Origin of the sequence: Streptomyces durocortorensis, assembly GCF_031760065.1 — a bacterium.
GTDB lineage: Bacteria > Actinomycetota > Actinomycetes > Streptomycetales > Streptomycetaceae > Streptomyces.
The window spans coordinates 5,636,503-5,656,439 of the sequence record NZ_CP134500.1 but is presented as its reverse complement, the minus strand read 5'-3'; the positions used below and the strand labels follow the sequence as shown (position 1 = coordinate 5,656,439).

18 protein-coding genes and 5 tRNA genes are annotated in these 19,937 nt (G+C 69.6%); 9 read left to right on the top strand and 14 right to left on the bottom strand.

The annotated features are described in order from the left end of the window. Positions 1-2: 2 nt before the first annotated feature. Positions 3-206 carry a hypothetical protein gene (locus RI138_RS25085; protein ID WP_311121713.1) on the top strand — a complete coding sequence of 68 codons (204 nt, stop codon included), beginning with the start codon at positions 3-5 and terminating at the stop codon, positions 204-206. Between the two features lie 115 nt (positions 207-321). Here RI138_RS25085 and RI138_RS25080 read toward each other — a convergent pair whose 3' ends face one another. From RI138_RS25080 to leuC, 4 genes are all read right to left on the bottom strand, one after another. Next, on the bottom strand, positions 322-990 hold the full coding sequence (locus tag RI138_RS25080) for an HU family DNA-binding protein (protein ID WP_096626286.1): 669 nt from the start codon (positions 988-990) through the stop codon (positions 322-324). Between the two features lie 142 nt (positions 991-1,132). Further along, the gene (locus RI138_RS25075) at positions 1,133-1,360 is read right to left on the bottom strand and encodes an SCO5555 family protein (protein ID WP_026291031.1); all 228 of its coding nucleotides are present in this window, start codon (positions 1,358-1,360) and stop codon (positions 1,133-1,135) included. 104 nt (positions 1,361-1,464) lie between these two features. Further along, a complete protein-coding gene (gene leuD / locus RI138_RS25070; protein WP_311121712.1) occupies positions 1,465-2,058 on the bottom strand; it encodes a 3-isopropylmalate dehydratase small subunit in 594 nt (197 codons plus the stop codon). A 2-nt stretch (positions 2,059-2,060) separates the two neighbouring features. After that, a complete protein-coding gene (gene leuC, locus RI138_RS25065; RefSeq protein WP_311121711.1) occupies positions 2,061-3,488 on the bottom strand; it encodes a 3-isopropylmalate dehydratase large subunit in 1,428 nt (475 codons plus the stop codon). Between the two features lie 174 nt (positions 3,489-3,662). Between leuC and ndgR the strand changes: the two genes are divergently transcribed. Then, positions 3,663-4,379: an IclR family transcriptional regulator NdgR gene (gene ndgR / locus RI138_RS25060; RefSeq protein ID WP_026237628.1), complete on the top strand. Its 717-nt coding sequence runs from the start codon at positions 3,663-3,665 to the stop codon at positions 4,377-4,379. Between the two features lie 83 nt (positions 4,380-4,462). Here ndgR and RI138_RS25055 read toward each other — a convergent pair whose 3' ends face one another. Next, positions 4,463-5,035: a DUF4188 domain-containing protein gene (locus RI138_RS25055; RefSeq protein ID WP_311121710.1), complete on the bottom strand. Its 573-nt coding sequence runs from the start codon at positions 5,033-5,035 to the stop codon at positions 4,463-4,465. Between the two features lie 88 nt (positions 5,036-5,123). Here RI138_RS25055 and RI138_RS25050 point away from each other — a divergent pair, with 88 nt between their 5' ends. Next, on the top strand, positions 5,124-5,765 hold the full coding sequence (locus tag RI138_RS25050) for a MerR family transcriptional regulator (protein ID WP_311121709.1): 642 nt from the start codon (positions 5,124-5,126) through the stop codon (positions 5,763-5,765). A 67-nt stretch (positions 5,766-5,832) separates the two neighbouring features. Here the strand turns inward: RI138_RS25050 and RI138_RS25045 are convergent. From RI138_RS25045 to RI138_RS25005, 9 genes are all read right to left on the bottom strand, one after another. After that, positions 5,833-5,905: transfer RNA gene (locus RI138_RS25045), tRNA-Glu, on the bottom strand. Between the two features lie 20 nt (positions 5,906-5,925). Continuing rightward, positions 5,926-5,997, bottom strand: a tRNA-Gln gene (locus tag RI138_RS25040). A 12-nt stretch (positions 5,998-6,009) separates the two neighbouring features. Next, positions 6,010-6,082, bottom strand: a tRNA-Glu gene (locus RI138_RS25035). A gap of 60 nt (positions 6,083-6,142) precedes the next feature. Further along, positions 6,143-6,215, bottom strand: a tRNA-Glu gene (locus tag RI138_RS25030). Positions 6,216-6,254: 39 nt separating this feature from the next. Beyond that, positions 6,255-6,326, bottom strand: a tRNA-Gln gene (locus RI138_RS25025). Positions 6,327-6,414: 88 nt separating this feature from the next. Continuing rightward, a complete protein-coding gene (locus RI138_RS25020) occupies positions 6,415-7,134 on the bottom strand; it encodes an HAD family hydrolase (protein ID WP_311121708.1) in 720 nt (239 codons plus the stop codon). Positions 7,135-7,231: 97 nt separating this feature from the next. Next, positions 7,232-8,707 carry a glutamate--tRNA ligase gene (gltX, locus tag RI138_RS25015; RefSeq protein WP_311121707.1) on the bottom strand — a complete coding sequence of 492 codons (1,476 nt, stop codon included), beginning with the start codon at positions 8,705-8,707 and terminating at the stop codon, positions 7,232-7,234. Further along, positions 8,700-9,485: a fumarylacetoacetate hydrolase family protein gene (locus tag RI138_RS25010; RefSeq protein ID WP_311121706.1), complete on the bottom strand. Its 786-nt coding sequence runs from the start codon at positions 9,483-9,485 to the stop codon at positions 8,700-8,702. Before RI138_RS25010 ends, gltX begins: the two co-directional genes overlap by 8 nt. 257 nt (positions 9,486-9,742) lie before the next feature. After that, positions 9,743-9,925 (bottom strand): hypothetical protein, encoded by a 183-nt coding sequence (locus RI138_RS25005; protein ID WP_096626273.1) that lies wholly within the window; start codon positions 9,923-9,925, stop codon positions 9,743-9,745. 582 nt (positions 9,926-10,507) lie between these two features. On the opposite strand from RI138_RS25005, the gene RI138_RS25000 reads away from it, so the two are divergent. The 6 genes from RI138_RS25000 to RI138_RS24975 all read left to right on the top strand — a co-directional run bounded on the left by RI138_RS25000 (position 10,508) and on the right by RI138_RS24975 (position 19,852). Further along, positions 10,508-14,290, top strand: coding sequence for a sensor histidine kinase (locus RI138_RS25000; protein WP_311121705.1), 3,783 nt, complete (start codon positions 10,508-10,510; stop codon positions 14,288-14,290). A 9-nt stretch (positions 14,291-14,299) separates the two neighbouring features. Continuing rightward, positions 14,300-14,713: a roadblock/LC7 domain-containing protein gene (locus RI138_RS24995; RefSeq protein ID WP_006127850.1), complete on the top strand. Its 414-nt coding sequence runs from the start codon at positions 14,300-14,302 to the stop codon at positions 14,711-14,713. Positions 14,714-14,848: 135 nt separating this feature from the next. Further along, complete coding sequence (locus tag RI138_RS24990; protein WP_072487285.1) at positions 14,849-15,256, top strand: DUF742 domain-containing protein; 408 nt, start codon at positions 14,849-14,851, stop codon at positions 15,254-15,256. Continuing rightward, positions 15,237-15,818 carry a GTP-binding protein gene (locus RI138_RS24985; protein ID WP_003966011.1) on the top strand — a complete coding sequence of 194 codons (582 nt, stop codon included), beginning with the start codon at positions 15,237-15,239 and terminating at the stop codon, positions 15,816-15,818. Before RI138_RS24990 ends, RI138_RS24985 begins: the two co-directional genes overlap by 20 nt. Before the next feature lie 361 nt (positions 15,819-16,179). Beyond that, positions 16,180-19,428 (top strand): sensor histidine kinase, encoded by a 3,249-nt coding sequence (locus RI138_RS24980; protein ID WP_311121704.1) that lies wholly within the window; start codon positions 16,180-16,182, stop codon positions 19,426-19,428. Between the two features lie 10 nt (positions 19,429-19,438). Then, a complete protein-coding gene (locus tag RI138_RS24975) occupies positions 19,439-19,852 on the top strand; it encodes a roadblock/LC7 domain-containing protein (protein WP_006127847.1) in 414 nt (137 codons plus the stop codon). Positions 19,853-19,937: the final 85 nt, after the last annotated feature.

The following is a 19,937-nucleotide window of genomic DNA, read 5'->3' as shown; positions in this document are numbered from 1 at the left end:
CCATGCAGGCGACCTCGTACACGTACGACCCCGAGACCCGGACCGGCAGTGTGCTGCTGGACGACGGCACGCCGGTGGACTTCGACGCCCCGGCCTTCGACGCGGGCGGCCTGCTGCTGCTGCGTCCGGGGCAGCGGGTGCGGATCGAGGGCGAGGGGACGGGCTCGGACCTGCGGATCACGCTGGTGACGCTGCAGACGTTCTGAGGGCCGCGCAGACGTTCTGAGGGCCACCCCGGACGGGGCCCGGACAGCCCGCGGGCCGGGCTCCCCCAGGGGGAGCCCGGCCCGGCGCGTGTGAGGAGCGAGCGGGTGCCCGGTCTCACTTCTTGCGTGCAGTGGCCTTCTTGGCCGTGGTCTTGCGCGCCGTGGTCTTCTTCGCGGGCGCCTTCTTCGCCGTGGTCTTCTTGGCGGGCGCGGTCTTGCTGGGAGAGGCCTTCTTGGCGGTCGTCGCGGCCTTCTTCGCCGGGGTCGCCTTCTTCGCGGCCGCGGTGGTCTTCTTGGCCGTGGTCTTCTTCGCGGTGGCCTTCTTGGCGGCGGCGGTGGTCTTCTTCGCCGGGGTCGCCTTCTTGGCGGTCGTCTTCTTCGCCGTGGCCTTCTTGGCGGCCGACTTCTTGGCGGCGGCGGCCTTCACCGTCGTACGGGCGGCGGAAGATCCGCCCGAGAGGCTGCCCTTGGGGGCCTTCTTGACGGCCACGTCGTTCTTGGGGAGCTTCTTGGAGCCGCTCACCAGGTCCTTGAACCCCTGGCCCGCGCGGAAGCGGGGCACCGAGGTCTTCTTGACCCGGACGCGCTCACCCGTCTGCGGGTTGCGGGCGTACCGGGCGGGGCGGTCGACCTTCTCGAACGAGCCGAAGCCGGTGACCGAGACACGGTCCCCGGCGACAACGGCACGGACGATCGCGTCGAGTACCGCGTCGACGGCGTCTGCGGCCTGCTGACGGCCGCCGACCTTGTCGGCAATCGCTTCTACGAGCTGCGCCTTGTTCACGTCTTCCCCTTCGGAGACATTGCCAGAACGAAAGTGTTCAAGCTTTTTCGCACGTTAGGCAGATATATACCGCAAATCAAACACGAAACGGGCTAATCACCCTAGTGCCGCAACGAAGTCGACCGATGCGCAGTTCCACGTGTCAGTCACCTTCGGGGAATCGGCCCTCATCGAGGTCCTTCATCATCCGGTCCAGACGCCTTGCCGCGTCCGGGAGATCGTGCTTCGCCGCGGCCGTGACGACCAGCAGCTTCCGGGTCAGCGCCATCCGTACGCTCTCCGGGACTTGCAGTGCACGCACCTTCGCGTGCGCTTCCTTCAATCGGTCGGCGACTTGGCCATAGAGCTTGAGTTGGCTGTCGCGTTCCATGCACCGATTGTGCCATCTGGGGCGAGTTGTCGCCCGACGGGGTCTCAACAAGCGACTGCGCCCCCTGCCGGGAGGCAGGGGGCGCAGTCGTGGAAAAGCGCTGCTCAGGCGGCAATGGTACGCGGTTTGAAGGCGGGTCGGGCCGCCTCGTACGCCGCGATGTCCGCTTCGTTCTGAAGGGTGAGGCTGATGTCGTCGAGGCCGTTGAGCAGCCGCCAGCGGGCGTTCTCGTCGAGTTCGAAGTCGGCGGTGATGCCCTTCGCGCGGACCTGTCGGGCCTCCAGGTCGACGGTGACCTCGGCACTGGGGTCGGCCTCGGTCAGCTCCCAGAGGGCGTCGACGACCTTCTGCTCCAGGACCACGGTCAGCAGCCCGTTCTTCAGGGAGTTGCCCCGGAAGATGTCGGCGAAGCGGGAGGAGACGACGGCCTTGAAGCCGAAGTTCTGCAGGGCCCAGACCGCGTGTTCGCGGGAGGACCCCGTACCGAAGTCGGGACCGGCCACCAGGACCGAGGCGCCCTGGCGCTCGGGGCGGTTGAGGACGAAGTTCTCGTCCTTGCGCCAGGCTTCGAAGAGCCCGTCCTCGAACCCGTCGCGGGTGACCTTCTTCAGCCAGTGGGCGGGGATGATCTGGTCGGTGTCGACGTTGCTGCGGCGCAGCGGAACGGCCCGGCCGGTGTGGGTGGTGAAGGCTTCCATGGCTATCGGACTCCGGCGGGGGTACGGGTGTCGGACAGGTCGGCGGGCGAGGCCAGATGGCCCAGCACCGCGGTGGCGGCGGCGACCTGGGGCGAGACCAGGTGGGTGCGGCCGCCCTTGCCCTGCCTGCCCTCGAAGTTGCGGTTCGAGGTGGAGGCGGAGCGCTCGCCGGGGGCCAGCTGGTCGGGGTTCATACCGAGGCACATCGAGCAACCCGCGTGCCGCCATTCGGCGCCCGCCTCGGTGAAGACCTTGTCCAGGCCCTCGGAGACGGCCTGGAGCGCGACCCGGACCGAGCCGGGGACGACCAGCATCCGTACGCCTTTCGCGACTTTGCGGCCCTGAAGGACCGAGGCGGCGTTGCGCAGGTCCTCGATGCGGCCGTTGGTGCACGAACCTACGAAGACGGTGTCCACGTTGATCTCGCGCAGCGGCTGCCCCGCGGTCAACCCCATGTACTCCAGGGCCTTTTCGGCGGCGTTGCGCTCCGAGGCGTCCTCGTACGAAGCCGGGTCGGGGACGCTGGCCGACAGGGGCGCGCCCTGGCCGGGGTTGGTGCCCCAGGTGACGAACGGGGCCAGTTCCGTGGCGTCGATGACGACCTCGGCGTCGAACACCGCGTCGTCGTCGGAGCGCAGGGTCTTCCAGTACGCGACGGCGGCGTCCCAGTCCTCGCCCTCGGGGGCGTGGTCGCGGCCCTTCAGGTAGTCGAAGGTGGTGGCGTCGGGGGCGATCATGCCCGCGCGGGCGCCGGCCTCGATCGACATGTTGCAGATGGTCATCCGGGCCTCCATCGAGAGCTTCTCGATGGCGGAGCCGCGGTATTCGAGGATGTAGCCCTGGCCGCCGCCGGTGCCGATCCGGGCGATGATCGCCAGGATCAGGTCCTTCGCGGTGACCTCGTCGGGCAGTTCGCCCTCGACCGTGATGGCCATGGTCTTCGGGCGGGCCAGCGGCAGCGTCTGGGTGGCCAGGACGTGCTCCACCTGGCTGGTGCCGATGCCGAACGCCAGCGCGCCGAACGCGCCGTGCGTGGAGGTGTGGGAGTCGCCGCAGACCACGGTGGTGCCGGGCTGGGTCAGCCCCAGCTGCGGGCCGACCACGTGCACGACGCCCTGCTCGACGTCGCCCAGCGGGTGCAGCCGCACGCCGAAGTCCGCGCAGTTCTTGCGCAGGGTCTCCAGCTGGGCGCGCGAGACGGGGTCGGCGATCGGCTTGTCGATGTCGAGGGTCGGGGTGTTGTGGTCCTCGGTGGCGATGGTGAGGTCGAGGCGCCGTACCGGACGTCCGGCCTGGCGCAGCCCGTCGAAGGCCTGCGGGCTGGTCACCTCGTGGAGCAGGTGCAGATCGATGAAGAGAAGGTCGGGCTCGCCCTCCGCGCGCCGGACAACATGGTCGTCCCAGACCTTCTCCGCGAGTGTCCTACCCATCGCTTTCCCTCCGGCCGGCGTCTTCGCCGGCCCAACTAGAGATTCGGTGCGCCTCCGTCCGCACCCCCGAGCGGGGCGGTGGCTACGAGCCGTTGTGCGGCCGCCCCCAAAGGTTCGCAACTTCCACGGAAAATTGAACTTGCGTTTCACAGAGTGAGACGGGAGTATCGTCGTATGGACAACTCTAGCGGCGTCGGCGTTCTCGACAAGGCAGCTCTGGTATTGAGCGCCCTGGAGTCCGGTCCGGCCACCCTCGCCGGGCTGGTCGCGGCGACAGGGCTCGCACGGCCCACGGCCCATCGACTGGCCGTGGCACTGGAACACCACCGGATGGTGGCGAGGGATATGCAGGGCCGGTTCATTCTCGGCCCCCGGCTGTCGGAACTGGCGGCCGCGGCGGGCGAGGACCGCCTGCTGGCCACGGCCGGACCGGTGCTCACCCACCTGCGCGACATCACCGGTGAGAGCGCACAGCTCTACCGCCGGCAGGGCGACATGCGCATCTGCGTGGCAGCGGCGGAACGGCTGTCCGGACTCCGGGACACGGTGCCGGTCGGCTCCACGCTCACGATGAAGGCGGGCTCCTCCGCCCAGATCCTGATGGCCTGGGAGGAGCCGGAGCGCCTGCACCGGGGCCTCCAGGGCGCCAGATTCACGGCGACGGCGCTCTCCGGCGTGCGGCGGCGGGGCTGGGCCCAGTCGATCGGCGAGCGGGAACCGGGCGTCGCCTCGGTCTCGGCGCCGGTGCGCGGCCCCTCGAACCGGGTGGTCGCCGCAGTCTCGGTCTCCGGACCGATCGAGCGGCTGACCCGTCACCCGGGCCGGATGCACGCCCAGGCGGTCATCGACTCGGCAGCGCGGCTGAGCGAGGCCCTGCGCCGCAGCGGCTGACATCCCCTTCGTACGGGGCACGACGCGCCGCCCCCGCACGGGCCGACGCTCCGCCCACCTCCGTACCGCGGGGATGTGACCCGCTACTCCTCCCCTTTTCCGGAAGGCCGCCCCAGCGCCGTGGCAGCCGCTTTCCCCTTCCCGGGCTCCGGCCCGGACTCCTGCGCGGCCGACCGATGGGCGAGCCGGTCCGCCGCCCTGCGGCCCCGGGCCGTGATCGGCAGTACGCCGGTGGCCGCGGCCAGCCCGTACGCCGGCATATCGGCGTAGATGGACTCGTAGCCGCCCTCGGGCACGATGTAGCTCTCGTGCCACAGCCCCACGTGCTGACGGGACTTCTTCTCCTTGCGGTTGATCATCGCCCAGGCCTTGCGGTGGAACATGTCGGGAGCGGCCGCGTACGCGTACAGCTTCTCCTTCGACTCCCAGTACTGGACGACGTAGTACGTCCGGGGCGAGCCGGTGAGCAGCGTGTAGCCGAGCAGTCCCCGATCCTTGCTCCTGGTCAACTCCCGCAGCATGCGCGGCATCGCGGCGAAGACCGGCAGCCAGTGGTGCACGCCCCAGAAGTGGTTGATGCGCATCCCGATGAGCAGGACGACGACATCGCCCTCGGCCGCCGCCGTCGTCCGGCCCGGTATCGGTTTCGCGAACATGTCGTACCCCGTTTCGTTGGAGAGTGACGCTATCCAATGATGGGATAGTCGCACTGCCCAAGGCGTGGCGCAAGGGAAGGCACACGGAATGCGACTCTCGGAACTGAGCGAGCAGAGCGGCGTCTCGACGGCGACGATCAAGTACTACCTGCGCGAGGGGCTGCTGCCCGCCGGGCAGCGGGTCAGTGCGACGCAGGCGGAGTACGACGAGGCGCATCTGCGGCGGCTGCGGCTGGTGCGGGCGCTGATCCAGGTCGGACGGCTGCCGGTGGCGACGGCCCGCGAGGTGCTCGCGCACGTGGACGACGAGTCGCTCGGCCGCACGATCCGCCTGGGAGCGGCTCTGTGGGCCCTGCCGCACGGGCCCGCGCCGGACGAGGACGCCCCGGAGACCGCCGTCGCGCGCAGCCATGTGGCGTCGCTGCTCGCGGAGTTGGGCTGGTCGACCACGCTGGAGCTCGGTGAGCTCTCCCCCGTCTACCGGTCGCTGGTCGCCTCGGTGGCCACGCTGGTCCGGCTCGGATACCCCTGTGACATCGGCTACTTGACCCGGCAGGCCCGGATCATGGAGCAGGCCGCCGTGCACGATCTGGACGAGATGGAGACGTACGGCTCGGAGGCCGAGCAGGTCGAGAAGGCCGTCGCGTCGGCGGTGCTCTACGAGCCGCTGCTGACGTCGCTGCGGCGGCTGGCGCAGAGTGAGGAGTCGGCCCGCCGGTACGGTCTGTGACACGGACGAAGACGGCAGCGGAAAGGCCCTCCACCGAGGTGAAGGGCCTTTCCGTACTGCTCTGTTGTACCCCCGACCGGATTCGAACCGGCGCTACTGCCGTGAGAGGGCAGCGTGCTAGGCCGCTACACAACGGGGGCGTGGTTACTGCTGACTTGCGCTGGGCTACCAGGACTCGAACCTAGAATGACGGTACCAGAAACCGTAGTGTTGCCAATTACACCATAGCCCATGGTGGGACAAGTACCCCCGACCGGATTCGAACCGGCGCTACTGCCGTGAGAGGGCAGCGTGCTAGGCCGCTACACAACGGGGGCCCTAGCGATCCTGCATCGAGAACGTGGGTGCGACCCGGACGTTCCCGCGGGAAGGATCTGTACCCCCGACCGGATTCGAACCGGCGCTACTGCCGTGAGAGGGCAGCGTGCTAGGCCGCTACACAACGGGGGCTTGTCTTGCTCGTACTGCTGGTTACTGCTTGGTGTTGCGCTGGGCTACCAGGACTCGAACCTAGAATGACGGTACCAGAAACCGTAGTGTTGCCAATTACACCATAGCCCACTGAAATGCAACCCCTGGAGGGGGCTTCACTTCTGTCTGCGCTTCCCGGTCGGATCTTCCGTCCCGCTCGGGCGGCGCAGAAAGAACATTACCCGAAGGTGTCCGGCGCTCCAAAACGGGTATTGCCTGCCAGCAGCCCGGGTAGCCGGTCGAGTCCGGTGATCGTCAGGAGATCCGGCCTTCCGCCCCGGCCCCGCCGGTCGAGCCAGATGCCGGTCAGTCCGGCGGCCACGGCCCCGCTCGCGTCGATGTCCGGCTCGTCCCCCACGTACGCCACCTCGTGGGGCTCCAGCCCGAGTGCCTCGCAGGCCGCGTGGAAGGCTCCGGGCTCGGGCTTGGAGATGCCGAGCTCCACGGCGCAGACCATCGCCTCGAACCGGTCGCGGACGCCCAGCGCGGTGAGCTTGCGGTGCTGGTGGTGGGCGCTGGAGTTGGAGAGGATCGCGTGGCGGTAGTCGGGGGCCAGCCGGTCCAGGGCCGGCAGCACGTCCGGGAAGAGCTCCCAGGCGGCCTCGTAGTGGACCCGGTGGCCGGCGAACCAGGCGTCGGCCTCGGCGTCCGTCATGGGCCGCGAGAGGAAGTCCCGCACCCGGTCCCGGCGCTGGCCGGTGAAGTCCGTCTCCCCGGCGGCGACGCGCGCCCAGTGCACGGCGGTGATCTCCCTCCAGGCGGCGAGGGCCTCGTCGACCGACGCGTACGCCTCGGGCCGTCCCGCGCTCTCCAGGTGGAGCCGCATGCCGGCGTGGTCGGCACCCGTGTAGTCGAAGATCGTGTCGTCGATGTCCCAGAGCACGGCTCGGATCGGCATGTACGTCACGGTAGCCGCCCGGCGGCCGCCTCGGAGCGGAAAGCCGGGAAGGGCCGCAGCCGGTCGGCTGCGGCCCTTCCCGGGCTGTCCTGTCGCTTTACGCGGCCAGCTTGGCCAGGGCGGCGTCAACCCGGGCCAGGCTCTTCTCGCGGCCCAGGATCTCCAGGGACTCGAAGAGCGGCAGGCCGACGGTGCGGCCGGTGACGGCGACGCGGACCGGGGCCTGGGCCTTGCCGAGCTTGAGGCCGTGGGCCTCACCGGCGGTGAGGACGGCGTTCTTCAGCGACTCCGGGTCGCCCCAGTCGGCCGCCTCCAGGTTGGCGCGGGCCGTGGTCAGGAGCGCGGCCGGGTCGCCCTTCATCGCCTTGGCCCAGGAGGCCTCGTCGTCGACCGGCTCGTCCAGGAAGAGGAAGTCGACGTTGTCGGTGATGTCGGAGAGCACCGTGACCCGGGTCTGGGCGTAGGGGGCGATCCGCGTCCACTTCTCCGTGTCGAAGGCCTCCGGGGCCCACGGGGCGAACGGGGCCTTCAGCCAGGGGCCGCAGGCCTCGGTGAAGGTCTTCACATCCAGCATGCGGATGTGCTCGGCGTTGATGTGCTCGCACTTCTTGAGGTCGAAGCGGGCCGGGTTGGCGTTGACGTCCTTGATGTCGAACGCGGCGATCAGCTCGTCCACCGAGAAGATGTCACGGTCCTCGGCGATCGACCAGCCGAGCAGCGAGAGGTAGTTCAGCAGGCCCTCGGGGAGGAAGCCGCGCTCGCGGTACAGGTTGAGGGAGGCCTGCGGGTCACGCTTGGAGAGCTTCTTGTTGCCCTCGCCCATGACGTACGGCAGGTGGCCGAAGGCGGGGGTGTCCTTGGCGATCCCCAGCTCGATGAGCGCCCGGTACAGGGCGATCTGGCGCGGGGTGGAGGAGAGCAGGTCCTCGCCGCGCAGGACGTGGGTGATCTCCATCAGCGCGTCGTCGACCGGGTTGACCAGCGTGTAGAGCGGGGCCCCGTTGGCGCGGACGATGCCGTAGTCCGGGACGTTCTCCGGCTGGACGGTGATCTCGCCGCGGACCAGGTCCGTGAAGGTGATGGCCTCGTCGGGCATCCGGAAGCGGACGATCGAGCTGCGGCCCTCGGCCTCGTACGCCGCCTTCTGCTCGGCCGTGAGATCGCGGCAGTGGCCGTCGTAACCGGACGGCTTGCCCGCGGCGCGGGCGGCGTCGCGGCGGGTGTCCAGCTCCTCGGTGGTGCAGTAGCAGGCGTAGGCGTACCCGGCGGCGAGCAGCTTCTCGGCGACGTCCTTGTACAGGTCCATCCGCTGCGACTGGCGGTAGGGGGCGTGCGGGCCGCCGATCTCGGGGCCCTCGTCCCAGTCCAGGCCCAGCCAGCGCATCGAGTCGAGCAGCTGCTGGTAGGACTCCTCGGAGTCGCGCGCCGCGTCGGTGTCCTCGATCCGGAAGACCAGGGTGCCCTGGTGGTGCCGGGCGAAGGCCCAGTTGAACAGCGCCGTGCGGACCAGGCCGACGTGGGGGTTGCCGGTCGGGGAGGGACAGAAACGTACACGGACAGGTGCGTTAGCCACGCTTGATCACCTTGTTGGTGAGAGTGCCGATGCCTTCGATGGTGACGGCGACCTCGTCGCCGACGTGCAGGGGGCCGACCCCTGCGGGGGTCCCGGTGAGGATCACGTCGCCCGGGAGGAGTGTCATGGCCTCCGTGATGTGGACGATCAGGTCCTCGACGGAGCGGACCATGTCGCTCGTGCGGCCGAGCTGTCGCTGCTCGCCGTTGACCGTCGCCTGGATAGTGAGGTCGTGGGGGTCCGCGTCGGTCTCCACCCAGGGGCCCAGCGGGCAGGAGGTGTCGAAGCCCTTGGCGCGGGCCCACTGCTTCTCGCGCTTCTGCACGTCGCGGGCGGTGACGTCGTTGGCGCAGGTGTAGCCGAAGACGACGTCCTTGACGCGCTCGCGGGGGACCTCGCGGCACATACGCCCGATGACCACGGCCAGCTCGGCCTCGTGGTGCAGCTCGCTGGAGAAGGAGGGGTACTCGATCGCGTCGCCGGAGCCGATCACCGAGGTGGTGGGCTTGAAGAAGGTGATCGGCGCCTCGGGAACCTCGTGGCCGAGCTCGGCGGCGTGCTCCGCGTAGTTGCGGCCGACGGCCACGACCTTGTTGGGGAGCACGGGGGGCAGCAGACGGACCTTGTTCAGCGGGACCTTGGTGCCCGAGAGCTCGAAGTCGGCGTACGGAATGCCCTTGATGATGTCGAGGACGAGGTCACCGGATTCCACGGTGCCCTGTCCCTCGACGGCGCCGAAGGCGACATTGCCGTCGATGGAGAACCTGGCGATGCGCACGGGATGCTGTCGCCCCTCACTTGCTGGCTGACTGAAGACTGACGCTCCAGGCTAGCGCCTCGCCCGGCGCGGATCGCCCCGAAAGGAGTGTCGTCCAGTGCGTGCGATCGCAAGGCGGCCGAAGGCCCTTGTAGCGGGGCTACCAGGGCGTTTGGCCAACGCCGCGAGCGTGCCTGCGGGGCGGCGTGACGGGGCGATCCGGGCCGGGCGAGGCGCTGGCGCCGATGAGGGGCACAGCCTCGCCCATCGCGGGGCCGCTACCGGGCGACCGTGACCGGGGCGTCCATGAGGATGGTGCGGCGCGGGTTGGCCGTCACGGCGGGCAGGTCGGCGGCGTGCTCCGGCTGGAGGGGCGTCTGCAGCGCTTGGGCGTCCTTGAGGTGCGCCAGCGTGGTACGCCGGGGGTTGGCAATGTTGCGGAACATCGTCGTCGTCTTCATCTGCCGTCAGGACCCTGTTCGGTACGGGCGCCGCATCGGCGGCGCCGGCTTGTCGGATTCGCCATCCCAGTAAAGCGTCAGGCTAAACATCCGGTTCCCCGCCGAAGCCGGGATGAGGCGACGATCATCATGTGAGTTTGCTCACGAACTAATCGACAATTAGCCCATTCCGGACAGCTGACCACGGCACAGGAAACGGACATTGCATCACTGAATCCACTATTCCGCTCCTGATCATCGCGACTGGGACACCCCCCACCCCTAAGGGACTCGTCCCCAATAGTCCGCTTTACTCACGATCCCTCTCCACTCCTTGTTACTCACTCATCACAACGTGTCACCCAGGTCACAGCCCGGTACATGGGCCTTGTTGGAGATCCGGCACTGTGCTGGAATTCCACGCACCGCCGCGGGTTTCAAGTGCCGGCGCGCAGGGCGCAACGCAGCGCCGAGTGGCGGCGGGAGGGGGAGTTCGCCGGTCACTCAACGACCATCAAGGGGGCGCGTCCAGCGCCCCACGACGCCGACACCGTTCTGTCCGTTTACGCGGGTGGAACGCCTGGTCCAGAGGTTGCGACGCTAGTGCAGGGACGTTTCAAGAGGGATGGCAGCGCTCCGGCGGAACAGGAGCCGCGCGGCGGGACCGACCGCGGTTCCTCGCCCCAGCACGCCCAGAACCCCGGGCCGGCCGGTGCCGGCGACAACAGCGACCGTGCGCAGCGCCCGGGCTCCACGACGGGCGGCGGTGCGGAGCCGAACACGTCCGCCTCCTCCCGCGGCCCGGTCGACACGGGCTCGCGAATAGCGCTCCGTAACTGGCGCATCAGTACGCGACTGGTCTCGCTCCTCGCCCTCCCGGTCGTCGCCGCGACCAGCCTCGGCGGTCTGCGGATCCAGGAGTCGATGAACGACATGCAGCAGCTGGAGCACATGCAGCTGCTGACGAAGATGACCAAGCAGGCGACCACGCTCGCCCAGGCGCTCCAGGTCGAGCGCGACCAGTCGGCCGGTCCGCTGTCCAACAAGTCCAAGCCGACCGACTACAAGGTCACCGGCCCCCGGGACAAGACCGACCGGGCCACCGACGCCTTCCTGAACGAGACCGACTCGATCGGTGACTCCGAGGGCGACGAGGCGCTGGAGAGCATCCACGCGAGCATCTCGGCGATCGCCTCCCAGCTCGGCCACATCCGTACGATCCGCAAGACGGCGTACGAAGAGGACACGCCGAGCCTCAACACCATCGACCAGTACAGCCAGCTGATCACCTCGCTGCTGAGTCTCTCGCAGGACATGGCCCAGGCGACCAGCAACCCGGAGATGATCAAGCGGACCCGGGCCCTGGCGGCGTTCTCCTCCGCCAAGGAATACGCCTCGGTGCAGCGCGCGATCATCGCCGCGGCGCTCCCGGGCGGCCAGGTCAAAGACCCGCACATGAACCCGAACGACCGGCAGTTCGGAAAGAACGCGCTCGACAAGGAAGACCGGGCGATCCGCTCGTTCAAGACGATCTACGGGACGACCGGCGAGAGCGCCGAAGAGCTCATGACGTCCCTGGACAACGGGAACCCGGAGATCAACGCCGGGAACATGTACGCCAAGCGCGTCCTCAACACCACGAACGACATCGAGGGCAAGCTGGTCCGGTCGTACCTGGACTGGTACGACCAGAGCACCATCAAGATCAAGGCCATGGAGACCATCGAGGCCACCCTCCTCAGCGACATGGAGGCCAAGGCCCGTGAGCTGCGGCAGGCCTCCCAGCGCGACGCGATCATCAACGGTGCGGTCATCCTCATCGTGCTCGGTGTCTCGCTCGTCGGCGCCTTCGTGGTGGCCCGCTCCATGATCCGTTCGCTGCGCCGCCTCCAGGACACCGCCACCCGGGTCGCCCAGGACCGGCTGCCCGAGCTCGTCAAGCAGCTCTCCGAGACCGACCCGCAGGACGTCGACACCTCCGTCGAGTCCGTCGGCGTGCACTCCCGGGACGAGATCGGCCAGGTGGCCGCGGCCTTCGACGACGTGCACCGCGAGGCCGTCCGCCTCGCCGCCGAGCAGGCCCTTCTGCGGGGCAACGTCAACGCGATGTTCACCAACCTCTCGCGCCGCTCCCAGGGCCTCATCCAGCGTCAGCTCTCACTCATCTCCGAACTGGAGTCCCGCGAGGCCGACCCGGACCAGCTCTCCTCCCTCTTCAAGCTCGACCACCTCGCGACCCGTATGCGCCGTAACGGCGAGAACCTCCTCGTCCTCGCGGGCGAGGAGCCGGGCCGCCGGTGGACCCGCCCCGTCCCGCTGGTCGACGTGCTCCGCGCCGCCGCCTCCGAGGTGGAGCAGTACGAGCGCATCGAGCTGTCCGCGGTGCCCGCCACCGAGGTCGCCGGACGCGTCGTCAACGACCTCGTGCACCTGCTCGCCGAGCTGCTGGAGAACGCCACGTCGTTCTCCTCGCCGCAGACGAAGGTCCGGGTCACCGGTCACGCGCTGCCCGACGGCCGCGTGCTCGTCGAGATCCACGACACCGGCATCGGCCTCTCCCCCGAGGACCTCGCCGCGATCAACGAGCGGCTCGCGCAGCCGCCGACCGTGGACGTCTCGGTCTCCCGCCGCATGGGTCTGTTCGTGGTCGGCCGGCTGTCGCTGCGTCACGGCATCCGGATCCAGCTGCGCCCCTCCGACTCCGGCGGTACGACGGCACTCGTCATGCTGCCCGTCGACGTCGCGCACGGCGGCAAGCAGCCGCCGTCCAAGCAGGGCTCCGGCCAGCAGCCCGGCGGCGCCCCCGGCGGCCTGCTCGCGGGCAACGGCGCGGGCAACGGCCAGCGTCCGGGCCTCGGCGGCGGCCCCGGCGGACCGGGGTCCAAGGGCCTCGGCTCCGGGCCGGGCGCGCAGCGCGGCCAGGTCGGCGCGGGCTCGGGTCCGCGGGCGGCCCTGCCCGCCCGCGACAGCGGACCGGGCCGGGCGCAGGGCCCGCAGAACGGTGGACAGCCGAACAACGGCGGCCGCGGCCAGGACTTCCCGGCCCAGGGCCAGGAACCGCAGCGCCAGGGCGGCGGCCTCTCCGGCGCCTTCGGCAACAGCGCCCGGCTCGGCGCCCGAGGCGGCCAGGGCGGTGCCCACAGCGGTCCTCAGGGTGGCCAGGGTGACGCCCAGGGCCGTAACGACGCGGGCCAGCCGAACCTGTTCGGTCACGGCGCTCCGGCCGCCCCCGGCCAGAACGGCCGTACGAACCAGTTCGCGCCGCAGAACCAGCAGGCCCAGCAGAACCAGCAGGGCCCGGGCGCGCCCCAGAACCAGCAGGCCCAGCAGCCCCGCCAGGAGCCGGGCGGATTCCAGCAGCCCGGCGGCCCCGGCCGTCAGCTGCCGCCGCCCGGCGGTCCGCGTGCCGAGCTGCCCGGGGGCAACCCGCAGCCGCAGCGCCCGGCGACCACCAGCTGGGGCGCCGACGCGCCGCGCGGTCACGACGAGCACGACGCGACGGGGCAGTTCGCCCGGCCGGCGGAACCCGGTCAGGACCAGGGGTTCGGCGCCCAGGGCGACCAGCGGAACCAGCGGCAGCCGCTGGACGACCACCAGGGTCCCGGCGCGACCTCCGAGTTCGCCCGGCCCGACTTCTCGGCGCCGCAGGGTCGTCCGTACCCGCAGCAGAGCCCGCAGGGCCAGGACCCGGCGAGCACCGCGCAGTTCGCGCGGCCCGACTTCGGCGTCCCGCTCCAGCAGAACCAGGACCAGCAGAACCCGGGCGCGTACGACCAGGGTCAGCAGCCGCCCGCGCCGCGTCAGCGCGGCCTGGACGGCAACGACTTCGGTGCGCCGCGTCCGGCGGGCGAGACGCCGCGCCGTCCCGCGCTGCCGGTCCAGCCCCAGCAGCCGGAGGCCCTGCCGCCCGCCGGTCCCGGGGACGGCCGTACGCCGCTGTACGACACCCTGGAGACCAACTGGTTCCACGGTCCGGGACAGGGCGGCCAGCAGTCCGCCGAGCCGCAGGCACCCGCGGCTCCGGAGCCCACCGGCGCACCCGTTCCGCCGCTTCCTCAGCGCGGTGCGGACGACGCCCCGGTCACCAGCTCCTGGCGCGCTTCGCCCAACGACGAACTCGTACGACAGGCCGAGCGGGTCAAGAAGCCCGCCGCCGGCGGGGTCACCACATCCGGGCTGCCCCGCCGGGTTCCCCGCGCCAATTTGGTTCCGGGGACGGCTCAGCAGCAGAATCACCAGTCCGGACCACAGGTCTCGCGTGCGCCCGATGACGTACGCGGTCGTCTCACCAATCTCCGCCGGGGCATCCAGCAGGGTCGGCAGGCCAACAACGGCCCGTCGACCGGCAGTATCCATCTCGGCCCCACTCACCAGCAGGAGCGTTAGTTGAGCCCGATGAGTCAGGCCGCACAGAATCTGAACTGGCTGATCACCAACTTCGTGGACAACACCCCAGGGGTGTCCCACACGGTGGTGGTCTCCGCCGATGGCCTGCTGCTGGCGATGTCCGAAGGATTCCCGCGCGATCGCGCCGACCAGCTCGCCGCCGTGGCGTCCGGGCTGACGTCGCTGACCGCCGGCGCGTCCCGGATCTTCGAGGGCGGCGCCGTGAGTCAGACAGTTGTGGAGATGGAGCGGGGATTCCTCTTCCTCATGTCCATCTCCGACGGTTCCTCACTGGCCGTTCTCGCCCACCCGGACGCCGACATCGGTCTGGTCGGGTACGAAATGGCCCTCCTTGTCGACCGTGCGGGCACCGTCCTCACGCCCGACCTCCGCGCCGAGCTCCAAGGCAGTCTGCTCCACTAGGCAGCCTTCCAGCGGATTCACGACACGATCCCCCCAGGTAATGCCCACAACCCTCACCCGACGGGCCGCTTCAGTCCCCCCACCGGCCCCTTGCAGACGGCAAGCCGAGAACCTGCTGTCACGCCCGGAGGATTCATGACCCCGCCACCCGCCTCACCCGATCCGTACGGCGCACTGCACCACGCGTCGTACGACGGGGAAGGCGACCAGCCGCTGGTTCGCCCTTATGCCATGACCGGCGGCCGCACCCGGCCGCGCTACCAGCTCGCGATAGAGGCGCTGGTCAGCACGACGGCAGACCCGGCGCACCTGGGGACCCTGCTCCCCGAGCACCAGCGGATCTGCCACCTCTGCCGTGAGGTCAAGTCGGTGGCGGAGGTATCGGCGCTGCTGTCGATGCCACTCGGCGTCGCCCGGATCCTGGTGGCGGACCTGGCGGAAGCCGGCATGGTGGCCATTCACCAGCCGGGCAACGGAGAGACCGGCGGCGCGCCGGATGTGACACTGCTCGAAAGGGTGCTCAGTGGACTTCGCAAGCTCTAGCGGCGGTACGGGCCGCGCCACCACCTCGGCGAAGATCGTGGTGGCGGGCGGCTTCGGCGTGGGCAAGACCACGTTCGTCGGTGCCGTCTCGGAGATCAACCCGCTGCGCACCGAAGCCGTCATGACGTCCGCCTCGGCGGGCATCGACGATCTGACCCACACCGGGGACAAGACGACGACCACCGTCGCCATGGACTTCGGCCGCATCACGCTCGACCAGGACCTGATCCTGTACCTGTTCGGCACGCCCGGTCAGGACCGTTTCTGGTTCATGTGGGACGACCTGGTCCGCGGCGCCATCGGCGCCGTCGTCCTCGTCGACACCCGCCGCCTCGCCGACTGCTTCCCCGCCGTCGACTACTTCGAGAACAGCGGCCTGCCCTTCGTCATCGCCCTCAACGGCTTCGACGGACACCAGCCCTACACCCCCGACGAAGTACGCGAAGCACTCCAGATCGGCCCCGACGCGCCCATCATCACGACGGACGCCCGGCACCGCGCGGACGCCAAGAGTGGCCTGATCACGCTGGTCGAGCATGCCCTGATGGCACGCCTGAAGTAGCAGGTCAACCAGGCGTAAGTCGTTATCGGCATACGGAAGTTGCCGTAGTCACGCGGGGGCGGCCTGTGTCGTTTGACACGATCCGCCCCCGCGTTCATAACGTTTCGACAGAGAATTGATTGCGCACCGCCACCCGATGCATCCATTCGGTGCCACTGCGCTCACATGAGCCCCGCCTTTTGACGGGGCTCGCTCTTTATGCCCGTTTTATCTGAGGCCTGGGCCACTCGGAATCGACGATTCCGAGTGTTTGGAACGGGGCCCGTACCCGTGCTGCAATTCGACGAACTCCCGAGTAGTACGGCCCTGAACGAATCATCCGGCACAACGTAGGTGCCGACGCCGAGAGGTTGTTGGTCGAGTGAGGCGAAGCAACGAGGGCTCCGCGGCGCAGCCCGAGCGGGGCAACTTCACCCCGCCGTCGCGCGCTGGGGCGTCACCTGCCGATGTGCCCGCGACGGAACCGGCCGGTGGCAGTACCAGCCCGATGGCCCCGCGCAACTGGCGGGTGGCCACCCGGCTGAACGCCATCCTCCTGATCCCGGTGCTGGTCGGCCTGGTCATGGGCGGCTTCGAGGTGAAGGGGTCCATCGACACCTGGAGCGAGGCGCAGGAGGCCGAGAAGATCGCGGTCGTCGTGCGCGCCGCGTCCGGCTACGGACAGGCCCTGCTCAACGAGCGTGACCTCACCGCCCAGCCGCTGCTCTCGGGCGACCGGGACGCCGAAGTGGTCGAGGAGGCCCGCGCTACCACGGACGAGGCCGCGAAGAAGTTCGACGCGGCGGTGGAGCAGATGCCCGCGAAGGCGGGCCTGGAGCGCCGCCTTCAGCTCTTCAAGGCCGAGGAGCCCAAGCTCCCCGAGCTGCGCAAGGTCGCCTACTCGCAGGCCCTGGACCCCGTGAAGACCGAAGAGGGCTACACACAGGTCCAGCACTCGCTGATGCAGTTCGCCAACGAGCTCGGCCTCGGCACCGGCAACGTCACCAGCTACGGCCGTACCGTCTACGCGATCGAGCTGGCCAAGGCCGCAGAATCGCTTCAGCGCTCGATCGGCACGCACCTGCTGGTGCGCCCGAGCAAGAAGCCCGGCACCTACAACGAGCAGGTCAAGGCCTTCGGCTCGTACAACTACCTGGAGCAGATCGCGCTCGGCGAGTTCAACTCCGGCGGCACCCAGGCCGACGTGGACCGGCTGAAGCAGGTCATGTCCGGCAAGGCCGCCGAGGGCGCCCGCCAGATCAAGGCCGCCAAGGATCAGGCCGAGGCCGCGGGCGAGCCGTTCGTGGCCCCGCCCAGCATCGACGGCTCGGTCTTCGACGGCATGGCCCAGGAGATCGGCAAGGGTCAGGACCCCGAGGAGCTGGCCGCGAAGGGCATCACGCCCGAGACCTGGATGGCCGCCGCCACCGCCAAGTTCGAGGGGTACGCCACCGTCGAGGACGAGCTCGTGGGCAAGGCGGTGAGGGAGGCGGCGAACATCTCCTCCGACGCCAAGACCGACGCCATCGTCAACGGCCTCATCGTCGTCATCGCGCTGCTGGCCGCCTTCATCCTGGCCGGGCTCATGGCCCGCCAGATGAGCCGCTCGATGCGCCAGCTGCGAACCGCCGCCTTCGGCATCGCCGAGCAGCGGCTGCCCTCCCTGGTCGACCAGCTCTCGCGCACCGACCCGGGCCGGGTCGACACCCGGGTGCAGCCGATCCCGATCACCACGCAGGACGAGATCGGCGAGGTCGCCCGCGCCTTCGACCAGGTCCACCGCGAGGCCGTCCGGCTCGCCGCCGAGCAGGCCATGCTGCGGGGGAACGTCAACGCGATCTTCACCAACCTCTCGCGCCGCAGCCAGTCCCTGATCGAGGGCCAGCTGACCCTGATCACCGACCTGGAGAACAACGAGGCGGACCCGGACCAGCTGGAGAGCCTCTTCAAGCTGGACCACCTGGCCACCCGTATGCGCCGCAACGGCGAGAACCTCCTCATCCTCGCGGGCGAGGAGCCCGGCCGCCGCTGGGACCAGCCGGTTCCGCTGGTGGACGTGCTGCGCGCCGCCTCCTCCGAGGTGGAGTCCTACGAGCGCATCGAGCTGTCCGGGGTACCGGAGGCCGAGATCCACGGCCAGGCCGTCACCGACCTCGTGCACCTGCTGGCCGAGCTGCTGGAGAACGCCACGACGTTCTCCTCCCCGCAGACCAAGGTCAGGGTCACCGCGACCCGGCTGCCCGACGGCCGCGTCATGGTCGAGATCCACGACAAGGGCATCGGCCTCACCGCCGAGGACTTCGCCGACATCAACCACAAGCTGGCCAACCCGCCGACCGTCGACGCCGCGGTGTCGCAGCGCATGGGCCTGTTCGTGGTCGGCCGACTGGCCGACCGGCACGGGATCCGGGTCCAGCTGCGCCCCTCGGGCGAGCAGGCCGGAACCACCTCGCTGGTCATGCTGCCGGACGCCATCACCCACGGTGGCGGTGGCGAACCCCTCGACGGCCAGGACGACTTCACCGTCTCCTCGATCATCCCCGAGCAGCAGCACGCCTTCGAGCCGTCCCAGCAGCAGCAGGCTCCGATGCGTACCGCCGCGGAGCTGGGCTTCGACGACTCGCGCTACGAGGTTCCGGCGGATCCGGCGCAGCTGGACCCGGTCGGGCGCTCGCTGATGCGCGAGGAGCGCAGGGCGGCGCTGGAGGCCCAGGCCGGCGGCAACGACGCGTTCGGGGACAACACCCAGGAACAGCAGGGTTACGCGCCGGAGGCGTACGCCGGGCAGGACCAGTACGGCGGTCAGCAGGGTTACGCCGACGAGCAGTACGGCCAGGACCAGTACGGGCAGAACCAGTACGGGCAGCAGCCGCAGCAGGAGGCCTACCCGGCGCCCTACGAGCAGCAGCACGACGGCGAGGACGGCTACCCGCAGCAGCAGGGGCACCCGCATCCTCAGCCGCGACAGCAGGACGGCTACGACGGCTATCCGGAATCGGCATATGCCACGCAGGACGCCCCCCAGGGTCAGTACTCCGACCCGTACACCGCTTCGGCAGACCAGTCCCACCAGGACGATTGGCCTGTTCAGAGCGGTTTCCAGAACACCTTTGAGCCGACCGCTCCGGCCGAATCGGAATCTGTTCCGAGCGCTCCCGCGGAGCCTTCGGAGCGCGTAGGCTTCGACCGTCCGGGATCCACCCCGAACGTCGGCCCCGAGCTGACCGAAGCCGGTCTGCCGCGCCGCGGCGGTCAGCAGCACTGGCAGCCCGGCCCCGGTGGCCGTGGCAACGACCAGCCCGCTCCGACTCCGCAGCAGGAACAGCGGCAGGCACCGCAGACGGACGGGAACGGCACCGACGACTGGCGCTCGGCGAACGACGAGCGCTGGGAGCGAGCCGAGAAGCTCCGTGAGCCGAAGGCGGGCGGAATAACCCCCTCCGGTCTCCCCCGGCGCGTACCCAAGGCCAACCTGGTCGAGGGCACGGCGGAGCAGACCCAGCAGGGCGGCCCACAGGTCTCCCGCGCACCCGAGGACGTCCGCGGCAGGTTGAGCAACCTGCGGCGGGGAATCCAGCAGGGACGCAGCGCGGGGTCGGACACCAGTAATACCTACAACCAGGAGCGTTAGTGTGAGCCCGATGAGCCAGGCGGCGCAGAATCTCAACTGGTTGATCACCAACTTCGTGGACAACACCCCCGGGGTGTCCCACACGGTGGTGGTCTCCGCCGACGGACTCCTGCTGGCGATGTCCGAAGGATTCCCGCGTGACCGCGCCGACCAGCTGGCGGCCGTCGCCTCCGGTCTGACGTCGCTGACCGCGGGTGCCTCGCGGATCTTCGAGGGCGGCGCCGTGAACCAGACAGTTGTGGAGATGGAGCGAGGATTCCTCTTCATCATGTCCATCTCCGACGGATCTTCGCTGGCCGTTCTCGCCCACCCGGACGCCGATATCGGTCTGGTTGGGTACGAAATGGCACTTCTGGTCGACCGCGCGGGCAGTGTCCTGACCCCGGACCTCCGTGCCGAGCTCCAGGGAAGTCTTCTTAACTAGTAGACAGGCAGTGCGTTTCTCGCCACCGCGCCATAAGGTGCGGTGGCGCGGCCCCACTGGGATCGGCGACCGGCAGTCGGAGGAG